At 44.4% G+C, this 12,810-nt stretch carries 12 protein-coding genes; 9 read left to right on the top strand and 3 right to left on the bottom strand.

All coding sequences use genetic code 11. From position 1 onward, the window contains the following. The 9 genes from KAH81_02695 to KAH81_02655 form a co-directional block, all read left to right on the top strand. On the top strand, window positions 1-1,037 hold a 1,037-nt coding region (locus KAH81_02695; protein ID MCK5832555.1), incomplete at its 5' end, for a UDP-N-acetylglucosamine--N-acetylmuramyl-(pentapeptide) pyrophosphoryl-undecaprenol N-acetylglucosamine transferase. A 6-nt stretch (window positions 1,038-1,043) separates the two neighbouring features. Beyond that, window positions 1,044-2,432, top strand: a complete 1,389-nt coding sequence (locus tag KAH81_02690; protein MCK5832554.1) for a UDP-N-acetylmuramate--L-alanine ligase — start codon at window positions 1,044-1,046, stop codon at window positions 2,430-2,432. Beyond that, window positions 2,429-3,340, top strand: a complete 912-nt coding sequence (gene murB / locus KAH81_02685) for a UDP-N-acetylmuramate dehydrogenase (protein ID MCK5832553.1) — start codon at window positions 2,429-2,431, stop codon at window positions 3,338-3,340. Before KAH81_02690 ends, murB begins: the two co-directional genes overlap by 4 nt. Continuing rightward, entirely contained in the window at window positions 3,337-4,113 is a 777-nt protein-coding gene (locus KAH81_02680; GenBank protein MCK5832552.1) for an FtsQ-type POTRA domain-containing protein, read from the top strand. Before murB ends, KAH81_02680 begins: the two co-directional genes overlap by 4 nt. Next, on the top strand, window positions 4,089-5,303 hold the full coding sequence (gene ftsA / locus KAH81_02675) for a cell division protein FtsA (protein ID MCK5832551.1): 1,215 nt from the start codon (window positions 4,089-4,091) through the stop codon (window positions 5,301-5,303). The genes KAH81_02680 and ftsA overlap by 25 nt, the downstream gene beginning before the upstream one ends. Window positions 5,304-5,351: 48 nt before the next feature. Further along, entirely contained in the window at window positions 5,352-6,614 is a 1,263-nt protein-coding gene (ftsZ, locus tag KAH81_02670; protein MCK5832550.1) for a cell division protein FtsZ, read from the top strand. Between the two features lie 289 nt (window positions 6,615-6,903). Next, window positions 6,904-8,271, top strand: a complete 1,368-nt coding sequence (locus tag KAH81_02665; protein MCK5832549.1) for a TldD/PmbA family protein — start codon at window positions 6,904-6,906, stop codon at window positions 8,269-8,271. Next, the gene (locus KAH81_02660) at window positions 8,271-9,575 is read left to right on the top strand and encodes a TldD/PmbA family protein (protein MCK5832548.1); all 1,305 of its coding nucleotides are present in this window, start codon (window positions 8,271-8,273) and stop codon (window positions 9,573-9,575) included. Before KAH81_02665 ends, KAH81_02660 begins: the two co-directional genes overlap by 1 nt. Before the next feature lie 522 nt (window positions 9,576-10,097). After that, window positions 10,098-11,438, top strand: a complete 1,341-nt coding sequence (locus KAH81_02655) for an FAD-dependent oxidoreductase (protein ID MCK5832547.1) — start codon at window positions 10,098-10,100, stop codon at window positions 11,436-11,438. A 109-nt stretch (window positions 11,439-11,547) separates the two neighbouring features. Here the strand turns inward: KAH81_02655 and KAH81_02650 are convergent, their stop codons facing one another. The 3 genes from KAH81_02650 to KAH81_02640 form a co-directional block, all read right to left on the bottom strand. Further along, a complete protein-coding gene (locus KAH81_02650) occupies window positions 11,548-11,790 on the bottom strand; it encodes a hypothetical protein (GenBank protein ID MCK5832546.1) in 243 nt (80 codons plus the stop codon). A 92-nt stretch (window positions 11,791-11,882) separates the two neighbouring features. Then, on the bottom strand, window positions 11,883-12,389 hold the full coding sequence (locus KAH81_02645; GenBank protein MCK5832545.1) for a TonB-dependent receptor: 507 nt from the start codon (window positions 12,387-12,389) through the stop codon (window positions 11,883-11,885). A 24-nt stretch (window positions 12,390-12,413) separates the two neighbouring features. After that, the coding region (locus KAH81_02640; protein ID MCK5832544.1) for a TonB-dependent receptor at window positions 12,414-12,810 on the bottom strand (397 nt) is incomplete at its 5' end.

Raw genomic sequence — 12,810 nt, 5'->3', positions numbered from 1 at the left:
GACTCAAGTTCCACCAGCCAAAAATTGATATCATATTTGTTGGGACATCACGAGGTCTCGAAAGCGAATTGGTTCCTCGTGAGGGTTTTAGGCTAGAGATGTTGCCTGTTGTGCCATTATCGAGGAAACCATCACTTAACTGGTTTAGGTTTCCATTTGCTCTTTTAAAATCAATATTTCGGACAATAAAGATAATTAAAAAGGAACGCATCGGTGTTGTTGTTGCAACAGGTGGATACGCTGCTGGGCCAGCAATACTGGCCTCATGGCTTACTGGTCGCCCACTTTTATTATGCGAACAGAATAGTTATCCTGGGTTAACAAGCCGCGTTGGGAGCATTTTTGCCGATATTGTGTGTATTGGCCTCTCTGGCTCTAAGCAGTTCTTCTGGAAGAAATCTCACATTGTCGAAACTGGTAATCCGGTCGATGCAGAATGCTCCGATAAGAAACAGGAGCAGATTTTGGAGAAATTCTCTCTCGACTCAAAGAAAAAGATTCTTCTCATCACCGGTGGTTCTCAGGGTTCTATGAAGATAAATAAGGCTGTGCTTGAATTTATACAAACCGGCGGCAAACCCGAAGAGTGGTCTATCCTGTGGCAAACCGGAAAGAACAAATATTATGGAATACTTGCCAAATTAAGTAAATCCTATGAGGATGTAATCATTGTTCCTTTTATTACTACTATGTGCGAAGCATTTGAAATTGCCGATTTGGTAGTAAGCCGTTGTGGCGCATTAAGTTTGAGTGAGATAGCTTGTTATGGTATTCCGGCTATTTTAGTGCCATATCCCTTTGCAGCCGGTGACCATCAGAAAAAAAACGCCGAAGCCTTCGAGAAAAAAGGGGCCGCCGTTATCATACAGGATGACAAGCTTGATGGTAATGAGATTGCGAAAGTATTTATGTCGATAACCTGTGATAGCAATAAGTTAGGCGAGATGTCCAAAGGAATGAAAGAATTAGCAAAGCCTGAGGCCACAAATGAAATAATTAAATTAATCGACGGTTTAGGAAAGAATGAGGAAAAATAATTGACCCTGTTTCATAAAATAAAAAAATTGCATTTTGTTGGTATTGCTGGCAGTGGTATGTCTGGTATTGCTGAAGTTCTATTGAATCTCGGATATACGGTTAGTGGTTCTGATCTTATCGAAAACGAGGTCACAGAACACCTTGTCAACCGAGGTGCGAAGTTCTTCAGGGGTCACAATCCAGAGAATATCGGCGAGGCTGATGTAGTAATAGTTTCCAGCGCTGTTGCTTCGGAAAATATAGAGGTGAGGGCTGCCATCGATGGGGGGATCACTGTTATCCCACGTGCCGAGATGTTGGCCGAGCTTATGAGGATGAAATTTGGTATTGCAGTTGCCGGAACTCATGGCAAATCAACTACAACAAGCCTAGTGGGGGAGGTCCTATCGGCTGGAGATTTCGATCCGACAATAATAGTCGGAGGAAGAGTAACAAATCTCGGAACCAATGTGCGTATAGGCACCTCTGAATATCTAGTCGCAGAGGCCGATGAATTTGACCGAAGTTTCCTTAAGCTAATGCCTACCTTGGCAGTTGTCACTACCCTCGAGGCCGAGCATATGGAGTGTTACACCGATATGGATGACCTTACAGGAGCTTTTCTCGAATTTATGAATAAAGTGCCGTTTTATGGCGCGGTTATTCTATGTTTGGATGAGGCTTCGCTTCAGGAAATTCTTCCTAAGATTAATCGTAGAGTGGTAACCTACGGTCTTTCGACACAAAGCGACCTCAGAGCAACACGTATCAGATTCGAGGGCAACTGCTGTAAATTCGATGTTATATCAAGAGGGCAGCACTTTGGAGAAATTGAAATGAGCCTTCTCGGTCTCCATAATGTTAAAAATACACTTGCCGCAATTGCAGTGGGCCTCGAAATGGGGATGGAATTCTCCGATATTAAAGAAGGTATTAAAAAATTCCGAGGGGTTCATAGGAGATTCGAGATTATCGGGCAGGCCGAGGATATAATTGTTGTGGACGATTTTGGGCATCATCCTACCGAAATAAGAACAACGATTCAAGGCGCTAAACTGGGTTATGATAGGCGAGTAATTGCTGTTTTTCAACCGCATCTTTTCACTAGAACTCGAGATTTTGCAGGGGATTTCGGGCAAGCATTCCTTCATTCCGATGTTTTGATAGTTACGGGTATCTATCCTTCCCGTGAAAATCCTATTCCCGGTGTCACTGCCGAGCTGGTTTATCGTGCGGCCAAGGATTATGGCCATAGAGAAGTTTATTATGTTCCTGAAAAGGAAGATGTTCCTCAAAAACTATTCGATGTAGTCAAACCGGGCGACATTGTGATTTCGTTTGGTGCGGGTGACATATACAAATCAATTAACGAATTTTACGAGTTACTAAAAGAAAAAGGATTAAGGAAGGTTTGAAAAATAAAGCTCTAATACTATCGGCATTGAAAGAGGCAAATGTAAGCTTCGAGACGGATGTCATGCTTAGCCGTTTCACTAATTATGGAACTGGTGGTCCAGCCGATCTAATGATTTCACCCGATTCACCGGAAAAGACATCGAAAGCGTTGAACATAATGGCAGAAAACAATATCCCGGTTTTTCCGATAGGCCGGGGAACCAATCTGCTCGCCAATGACGATGGTTTCAGAGGTGCGCTTATCTCGATTGCAAATTGTAGCGTAATTTGTCTTGGAAATGGTAAATTCGAAGCCGGTGCGCAGGCCCCTCTCGATACACTCGTCCAAATCAGTATAGAAAAAAGCTTCGCCGATGCCCTCGGGTTGGCTGGTATTCCGGGCAGCATAGGTGGTGGCCTTGCTATGAATGCTGGTGCATGGGGGTATTCGGTGGGGGAGAAAGCATATTCACTTTCTGCTTTCGATCTTTATGGGAAAGAACTTTCAGCCGACCTTGCAGAAGCGTTCGATTATAGGAAATTTTCTCTTCGTGGAAAGGCTGTTATTTTCTCGGCTGTTTTCTCTTTCAATAATGAACGAGATCAATCAGAATTGCATTCAGAGGTGAATCAAATACTTAAGAAAAGAGCCGATTCGCAGCCTCTCCAGATGCAATCCGCAGGATGCGTCTTTAAAAATCCCGAAGGTGATCATGCCGGAAGACTCATAGATATGGCCGGTCTTAAAGGCCTCTCGGTTGGAGGGGCTTCAGTTAGCGATATCCACGCTAATTTCATCGTTACACAGAAGGGCGCGAGATCTTCGGACGTCCTCGAACTAATTGAAAAGATCAGAAATAGTATCTACACGAAATTTGGAATTAAGCTCGAATTGGAAATTATTAAAATTGGTTTTACAAAGCAATGAAAAAGATGCTAAAACATATACTTCGACTTGCAATACCTGCAATAATAATTGTAGGTGGCGCTTTTGTTGCGTTACACGAAGATTTCTACATTAAGACAATAAATATAGCCGGTAATAATAGGATTCCCCGCCAATCTGTCATTGAATTACTGCCTTTCGACGAAGGTGAACATATCTTAACTATTCCAAAGAAAAAAACAGAAAATATGCTCGAAGCAGATCCTAAAGTAGCTTGGGCGGAGATACGCAGACGATGGGGTGGAAAAGTCGATGTCATCTTATGTGAGGAATACCCAATCCTGCTTTTTGCCGCCGATAAAATCTGGGGATTAACAGATAAGGGGCTTATTATACCCTTCGACGAACCATTCCAAATACCGAATTTAGTTGTTTTGACTTGTGAAAATTTTGAAAAACCAGTTGCTCAATATAGAATCCTGGAAGAAAATAAAGTGAAAACTGGTTTGGCTTTTTATGAAAAAATTAAAAAAACCGCGCCATATTTCCTAGATAAACTAAGCGAAATTCATGTGTCTGAAGCTATGGAAATCACTGCAATTCTGAGAGGTGATGGCATAGCCGTGGAATTTGGAAGAACAGATCCGGAGCTTAGGTTCCAAAGGTTGTCGGCCATTCTGAACGACATGGGAACAAATCGCGCTTCGGTTTCAAAAATAGATTTAAGGTATTCGGATCAGGCTGTTGTAAAAATAGAAAAAGGTTCGAAAGAAAAAGTTTGGGGCTCATTATGCAAGAAATCTATGTCGGGTTAGATATTGGAAGCCACTCAACAAAGGTGGCTATTGCCGAAGAGAGACTCGGTAGCGAACTCATTTTACTCGGTATCGGCTCTGCCAGATCCGAAGGTGTAGTTCGTGGCAATATCGTAAATGCTGAAAAGGCTCAGAAAGCTGTAGTGACCGCTTTAACCGATGCTGAAAAGATGGCTGATATCGAGGTGAAAGAGGCCTTTATCGCCGTTGGAGGAGATAGGCTAAGAACTTTTGCAAGCAGAGGTATTACAGCCATACCTAAAGACCGAGATGTTATTTCTGCTACTGATGTTTCAGAGGTGCTGCAAGCATCGAGGGCTATAGTTATACCTCCCGAAGCAGCAATTGTGGATTCCGTTGTTCGCGAATTTATTGTCGATGGTCAAGGGGGAATCACTGATCCAATTGGAATGAGTGGGGTTCGGATGGAGGCTGATGTAGGCTTGTTGATGGTGCCGAAAAGTTTGCTTGTTAACCTAGATAAAACCTCTGAGAGGGCAGGCATTATACCCGATGGACAGGCAGCTTTGATCCATGGCGAGGGTTTGGCTATACTAACCCCAGATGAGGCCGAGATTGGAGTTGCAGTCGTGGATATAGGTTGTGGAACCACGGAAGTAGGTATTTTCTCCCGAGGAACGCTTATATGGGCGTATAGCTTCGGTTATGCCGGAGAGTCCGTAACTAAGGACTTAACCGTAGGTCTTTCGCTTCCTTTCGATTCGGCAGAACAGCTTAAATTGGATTTTGGCTCGGCGATAGAAGAAAATGTAGAATCCAATGAGGTGGTTAGCATTCCGGGAATCGGAGGAAGAGAAGCAAGATCCGTAGAACGCAAATTCCTAACCCATATTATAGAACCTAGGCTTGAGGAAATTTTGATACTCTGTAAAGATGCTATATTCGAAGCCGGTTTACTTAATAAACTGTCTGCAGGAATAGTTATTTCCGGCGGGACTTCGCTTATACGCGATGTCGTGAAGTTGACTGAGCGTGTTTTCGAGATGCCCGTTAGAACTGGCGCTCCGAATCTATCAGGCGATGTTCCTGATCTCGCGAGATCACCAATTTTTTCAGGAGCTGTTGGTGCCATTTTGTCAGCTTCTGACAGGAGACACAGAATAGAGGTTTCCGAATCAAAAAAAGACTTTCTATCTAGAATACGAAAATGGTTTATAAGGAAGATCTAATGGAAGTTAGTAAATTTCATAATATCCAACACCAATAGGAGGTGCAAGGTGGTATTCGAACTTGAAAAGAACGAAGAAATCGCTGGACCGGCTAAAATAAAGGTCGTCGGTATCGGTGGAGCAGGCGGTAACGCAGTGGAAAGAATGATTGCTGCAGGATTGAGGGGAGTGGAGTTTATCTATGTCAACACAGATCAGCAAGCGCTAACACGCAGTAGCGCTACTCAGAAGATCTCAATCGGAACGAGGATTACCAAAGGCCTCGGTGCCGGCGGGAATCCGGAGGTCGGTCGTAAGGCCGCCGAAGAAGACCGTGATCAGCTTCTCAGCGTATTGACTGGGTCTGATATGGTTTTTATTACCGCAGGAATGGGGGGCGGAACAGGAACTGGCGCAGCGAGTGTTGTTGCCGAAATTTGCTCGAAAGAGATAGGAGCACTGACTGTTGCAGTTCTGACAAAGCCTTTCGATTTCGAAGGCAGGAAGAGAGCACAAAATGCCGAAAACGGAATCGATTCCTTGAAAGACTCCGTCGATACACTGATAGTCATCCCGAATCAAAGGCTTCTCAGCGTTGTTGAGAAAAATACTCCAATTATAGAAGCCTTTGCAATTGCCGATGAGATACTTCACCACGCTACACGCGGAATAAGTGACCTTATTACAATCTCTGGTATGGTCAACCTTGATTTCGCCGATGTTCGGAGTGTGCTGTCGGGTATGGGTGGTGACGCCCTTATGGGAACTGGTATCGCCGAAGGCGATAACCGCGCGCTCGAAGCCGCCAAAGGAGCCATATCGAGTAGTCTCCTCGAGGACATGTCCATCGAAGGTGCCAAAGGTGTTCTAATTAACATTACAGGTAGCCCAGGCATGTCTCTCATGGAGATCAACGAAGCATCCACACTTATTTCGGAAGCGGCTGGCAGTGAAGCGAATATCATATTTGGAACTGTCGTCGATCCCGAGCTTAAAGAAGAAATGCGTGTAACGGTGATTGCGGCTGGATTTAACCGCTCGAACAAGAGAAGCCGAGCTTTTGATGGCTCCCGATCGAGCAAGCCAGCAGGAGACATCTTTTCCACGAATGTCCCATCAATAGATAAGGAAAATACTGTGCCAAAGGTTGCTCCAACATATATGCCTCCCAAGTTCGACGATATCGAACTTAAGAGCAAAACAAAGGAGGCTAAAAACGAAACCGAAAATGAAGCGGAAATGGCTGCAGTGATCATTGAAGAGCGCCCAAAGATAAGTTCTTTTGCTCCTGATGATTACGAGATTCCCGCATTCATGAGAAAAAGGAAGTAAAGGGCGAAAGCCTTTATTTAAAAGGGGCAGCGCCCGCTGCCCCAATAGAAACCCTCCATATCTATCACACCTACGCGACCCCCGCGGCCTCCCTCCCCCAGGGGGGGCCGCATATTTTTTATTTTCGACGCAGAGCTTTAAATGTCGAAGTGGAGATGCCGTTTTAACGAGGATAATTGAAACGAAAATTTTTCTCAATCGATTATTGCTTCCTCGAATTTGACCTTTTGAGATTATATTATTATACTCTCTCATTAAGAAATTATAAATCTAAATTTCAGGAGGTAATATGCGCGAGCGATTGAAAAAAGCGCTTGAAAAAGCACGAGGATATGTGGAGATTCGAGTCCAGGATTCAACGAATTCCTCGATTAGCTATAGAAACGGCGAGGTTGATAAAATAGCCGCTTCCACAGATATTGGAGGTTGTGTTAGGGCTGTAGTCGATGGTGGTGGATGGGGTGTCGTTAATTTTAATTCCCTCGACGATCTGGAAAAACGAGTCGAAGAAGCGCTTGTTAGCAGTGCAGCTATCGAACCGGAAGAACCTATTAGTTTAGCGAAGGTTCCTGCGATCGATATGGAAATTAAGGCCGATATTAAAGATGATCCAAGGAATCACTCTATAGAAGAAAAGCACGATCTGATTAAAAATTACGACCAAATACTCAAGGCATCTGGGAAGAGGTTGATCGACACGAGTGTTACCTATGGCGATAGCGTGTCGCGCGTGTGCTTTGCCAATACCGAAGGAACTTACTTCCTTCGAGAAAGGCTGGATATTGTGCTGATTGCTCGCGCTATGTCGCGCGAAGGCGACAATGTTCAATCCAGTCATGATTCTTGGTCGAGCCGCGAAAGCTATGGCGATATTCTCGACAAAGCCAAATCGTTAGCGAAGGTAGGAAAAACAGCTGATGAACTTTTAGATGCCGATGAAGTCAAAGCTGGTAAATATACCGTCGTTCTCGATCCTAAGCTGGCGGGAGTATTTATCCACGAGGCATTCGGACATCTTTCGGAATCCGATTTCATAATGGACAATCCACAGGCTCGTGAGATGATGACTCTTGGAAGACGCTTCGGCCCACCAGAGTTGAATGTATTCGAAGATGGTAGCGTAATGCCACAACTTCGAGGAACGATAGTCGTCGATGATGAGGGTGTTGTCTGCAAGAAAAATTACCTCATCAAGGACGGCATTCTTGTGGGAAGACTTCATAACCGCGAAACCGCCGCCAAGATGGGCGAAGAGGTTACAGGTAACGCACGCGCCGATGGATATTCTAGCTCCCCGATAGTAAGGATGACAAACACCGCTATCGAAAACGGCACTGTTCTTTTTGAGGAAATGATCTCCGATATAGAACTCGGTGTTTACTGCATCGATGCCTACGGTGGCCAGACAATGATGGAGAATTTTTCATTCTCCGCTGGTTATGCTTATATGATCCGCAATGGCAAGATAGCCGAGATGGTTCGTAATGTCGTGCTTCAGGGGAATCTCTTTAAAACGCTGATGGACATCACAGACATCGGTAACGATTTTATTTGGGCCAAGGGTGGAGGTAATTGCGGGAAGGGTGGTCAATCCGCTAAGGTGAGTTTCGGCGCACCTCATATCAAGATAAAAGATGTTATCATCGGAGGTAAATAATGCAGAAAATATTGGAAAAGGTAAAAAAACGCGTCGATAGCGCAGAGATTTTCTATATAAAATCCCATCTGACCGAGATAGGCTATGAAGGCTGGAAACTCAAGCGCTCGACTGTGGTTCAAAAAGAAGGATATTCCCTTCGAGTGATAAAAAACGGTAAGATCGGTTTTGCGGCAACAACCGACATCAACGGAATTGATACTATGATTGATAACGCCATTGCTACAGCTGGTTTTGGCGAGCGAGTCGATATTGAATTTCCCGGACAACAAAAATTCAATTTGCCCAACATATTCGATAAAGCCCTGACCGAACTCTCAATCGAAGACCTTATCGAATACGGAAAGATGTTCATCGCACAATGTGAAAGGTATAGAGATGTCGCTGATCTATCCTTTGAAGCACAGAAGATGATTGCTGAGGTCAAAATCGCAAACACCAGCGGTCTCGAAAACGGCTATTCCAAGACTATTATATCATGGGGAGGATTCCTAAACCGCGTGAAAGAGGGCGATGTTTTCATGGTTGGTGATGGCTCCGGCTCTACGCATCTTCCCGATATGAAAGAAGAAATCCGTAAGATGACCGAACTGTTCCACAGAAAAATGGAGCTTGCGGATAACATAGTGACGATTTCAGCGGGTAAAATACCAGTTGTCTTCGATCCAAAAGGTTCCATGGTGTTGACTCTCCCCATTCGTGCGGCAATTAATGGAAGATCGGTCTATTCAAAATCTTCTCCTCTCGTTGGAAAAGAGGGCCAAAAACTGTTCGATGATAAGTTCTCAATCTATGATGACGGCACACTTAACAGGAGGCTCGGAAGCACTCCTTTCGATGATGAGGGTGTCGCCAAACAACGTATTGATATTATAAAAAATGGCGTATTTAAAAATTTCATTTTCGATATTGTAACCGCCGCGAAAGCTGGTCGTTCAACCAATGGGTGCGGCGAAAGAGGCATATTTTCGCCGCCGATTCCATCTCTGTCGAATCTCGCGGTTGCTACCGGAGATATACCATATAAAAAGATGATTTCCGATGTCGAAGAAGGTTTGTTAGTCGAAGGTGTTCTCGGTCTTGGGCAGGGAAACATTATTTCAGGAGCCTTCTCGAATCCCGTGGGAACAGCTTTTAAAATAGAAAAAGGCGAGTTGGTAGGAAGAGTTAAGAATGCTAGCATCGCAGGGAATATTTATTCAGATATGAAAGAAATATCCGCTATCGGCAATAAACAGGAACTCGTATGGGGAAGTTACCTTGTCCCACATATCCGACTCGACACGCTGAACGTAACGAGTTAAAAGCCAATTATTATTGTAAATGGAAAGGCCCCAAAAGGGGCCTTTTTATATTGTCTCAATACTAGATTTAAGTTTCACCGCGAAAATACTATCAGTGAGCGAAGAATACTCGATCGTATAAAATTATCCCCAAAATTAGCTCGCAAGTGTGTTTTCGCTATTAAAAGTGATGCTATCGGAAAACTGCAAAATGTAAATTTGTATAAATATGACCAGATAAAAGTGGTTTTACGCTTATAAAATCGATGATAGTGGTTATCATCGATAGTACCATGAAAACAATAGCAATAAGCCGATATTCTAAGCAGTAAAAAATACCAAAATTTTAAAGGCGGAAACAGTAGTGAAGATTTTTTAGAGTTAATGCCAAATAAATTATAAAATATTTAAAACTTTTCCTTTCGTTGAGCTTAAAAATAAATACAATCAAAAGTTAAAATTTATACATGTAATATATATAATGATACAGCTAGATAATGTAATAAAAGGAACCTTTTTTAAAACCAAAGTGGAGGTAAAATAATGAACGAGAAAATCGAAATTCTTATTGTCGGTGGAAGCGCGGCTGGTATTGCGGCGGCAATTTCTGCGAGAAGATATTATCCAGAAAAGAAGATCACGGTCATTCGCAAGAATGAAAAGGTAATGATTCCCTGTGGGATTCCCTACATCTTTGGAACTCTCGGCGAAATCGACAAGAATATCATCCCAGATACCGTGCTCACAACGAAGAACATCGATTTGCTTATCGATGAAGTGGCTTCGATAGATAAAGATAAAAAGGTAGTCAACACCAAGGGCGGCAAAACTTTCGATTACGAGAAGATGATCATAGCTACCGGTTCGTTGCCTTTGGAGCCTCCAATTCCCGGTTGTGAATTGGAAAACGCATTTGTCGTTCAAAAAGAAGTCCCATATCTCAAGAAACTTCAGAGCACTTTGAGTTTGGCAAAAGATGTTGTAATCATCGGCGGTGGTTTTATTGGTCTCGAATTTGCCGATGAATGCAAAAAGAGAGGTATCCCAAATGTCACAGTAGTCGAGCTTCTTCCCAAATGTCTTCTGTTTGCCGCCGATGATGAGATTAGCACTCTTATCGAAAAGAAACTCGAAGAGAGAGGGATTAAAGTCTTGAATAACAGGAAAGTGGAAAAGCTTTTAGGAGATGGCAAAGTCGAATCTGTGCAGTTGGATGACGGCCAGACCATAAAAGCCGATGCCGTTATTGCGGGGATCGGCGTAATTCCTAATATCGAGCTTGCTGCAAACACTGGGCTGGATGCAGATAGACGTCTCGGCGTAAAAGTCGATGAGTTTATGAGAACCAACAATAAAGATATTTTTGCGGTTGGAGATTGCGCTGCAAAGAAATGCCCCTTGAGCGGAACGCCCTCGAATATTCGCCTGGCATCTATCGCAACTTCCGAAGCGAGAATCGCTGCAGGAAACCTATTCGGTGTTCGTCGCAGAAACACAAGTGCAATAGGCATTTTCTGCACAATGATAGGCGATTTGGCAGTGGGGTCAGCGGGTATGACAGAAAGAATCGCAAAAGAAATGAATATCGAGGTCGCAACCGGCAAATTTACTTCTGTCAATAGGCATCCCGGATGTATCCCCGGTGCCGAAAAAATCGGCGTGAAACTGATCTTCGAGAAAGATACAATGGTTTTGATTGGCGGACAAGTTTTCGGCGGACCATCTATCGGTGAAATAATTAATTTCATCGGCGCTCTTCTTCAACATAAGACAAGGGCCTATGAAATCTCTACTTTCCAAGTGGGAACTCATCCTCTGTTGACAGCTTCGCCAATAGCATATCAAATTGTCAACGCTGCGGAAATTGCTCTCACAAGCAAGTAGTAACTGAAACGATCTAACAAATCTGAATAGATTGCAAGATTTGTTACCAGTCGGCCTACCGGCAAAATAAAGCGGGAGAATATCCAAACCTTCGTTTTTGCGCAAGAGATTATTCCTCTGTTCGCACGAAAAGACGGGCGAAAACCTCGATGAAGTCGGCGACGCCGACACCGAAATTATCTGCATTCTGGCGAAGGACAGCCACAAGGTTTATCCAGATTATCACGAATGCGTGAATGAGTGCGCAATACCAGAACGACCGCGTTTCGACTTTACTCAACGACCGGACCGGTGGTAGGGGACGCATATATGCGTCCCCTATGGAATTATCGACGAAGATTTGCGCAACCATTCGCCCGGCGATGTCGTAAATCTCGATTTGTAGGGGCGACTGGCCGGTCGCCCCTACGATGGAACAATTTGCCGTTTTTCAGGAATCTCAATCTATAGATCGATAGTTATCCCCGCCGATATTTGGCGGCCAATCAACGGCGCATAGATATACGCGGCGTCGGTTATGTCGCGCGTCGGCTGCGTATAATCGAAAAGATTCTTTGCGATCAACTGAAGCTCTACCAATCGATTTATCCTGTAGCCGATTCGGGCGTTCACAGTCGCGTATGGATCGGTCTTTTCCAATATGTAATTGGTTTCGTCCTCCTCGGGCACGTGATCGATGAACATGCTGCCGGTGAAATTGACACTCGTGCTCAAATTGGCCCGCCCCATTTTGAACATCAACTCGCCATAGGCGGTTAAATCCGGCGAACGCGGGATTCTGTCGCTATCGTCTATGTCGGGATCGCGTTTTTCGTCGAAACGGGCGTTCGTATAAACGGCGTTGGCGTTATAGCTAAGCCATGACAGCGGTGAACCCCTGAAAAACACCTCGGAACCCATCGTTGTGGCCTCGCCGACATTCGCCCACCTGAAATCGAAGCCCGCCGGCACATCTCCACCGCCCGGTTCGATGAATTAAACCTTATCGCTTATCTTCGTGTAGAAAAAGCCGACTCCCATTTCGATTCCGGTGGTCATATAATCGGTTCCCAGCGAGAAACTCGATGCTTTCTCCGGCTTAAGATCGCTTCCCTTATAGATTCGCGGCGATGAAGCGCATAGATGCAGGTCTTCGGAAAAAAGGTAAGGCACGCGAAAACCGCTTCCGAACGAGCCGCGCAAGGTGAAATTATCGCTCAGAAAATAGCGCGCCGCTATCCTCGGATTAAATGCGCTTTCGTTATATTCGATCCCCGCCAGATCGTCTTTTGAGTCGTGCATGTCGTATCTGGCTCCGGTAATCAACTCGAATTTCTCGGTGAACGGGTAGATATCGAGTTGGACGAAAACCCCGAAATCGTCGGCACGCTTT

The sequence above is a fragment of the bacterium genome, from assembly GCA_023145965.1.
Lineage (GTDB): Bacteria > UBP14 > UBA6098 > UBA6098 > UBA6098 > UBA6098.
Note: the sequence above shows the minus strand (reverse complement) of the source record. Positions and strands in the feature narration are given on the sequence as shown.

What these genes read in the sequence shown, in the direction of transcription:
- KAH81_02680 (MCK5832552.1), top strand. Translation starts at nt 3,337, where the DNA reads ATGAAAAAGATGCTAAAACATATACTTCGACTTGCAATACCTGCAATA.
- ftsA (MCK5832551.1), top strand. Translation starts at nt 4,089, where the DNA reads ATGCAAGAAATCTATGTCGGGTTAGATATTGGAAGCCACTCAACAAAG.
- KAH81_02665 (MCK5832549.1), top strand. Translation starts at nt 6,904, where the DNA reads ATGCGCGAGCGATTGAAAAAAGCGCTTGAAAAAGCACGAGGATATGTG.
- KAH81_02660 (MCK5832548.1), top strand. Translation starts at nt 8,271, where the DNA reads ATGCAGAAAATATTGGAAAAGGTAAAAAAACGCGTCGATAGCGCAGAG.
- KAH81_02655 (MCK5832547.1), top strand. Translation starts at nt 10,098, where the DNA reads ATGAACGAGAAAATCGAAATTCTTATTGTCGGTGGAAGCGCGGCTGGT.
- KAH81_02650 (MCK5832546.1), bottom strand. Translation starts at nt 11,790, where the DNA reads ATGGTTGCGCAAATCTTCGTCGATAATTCCATAGGGGACGCATATATG.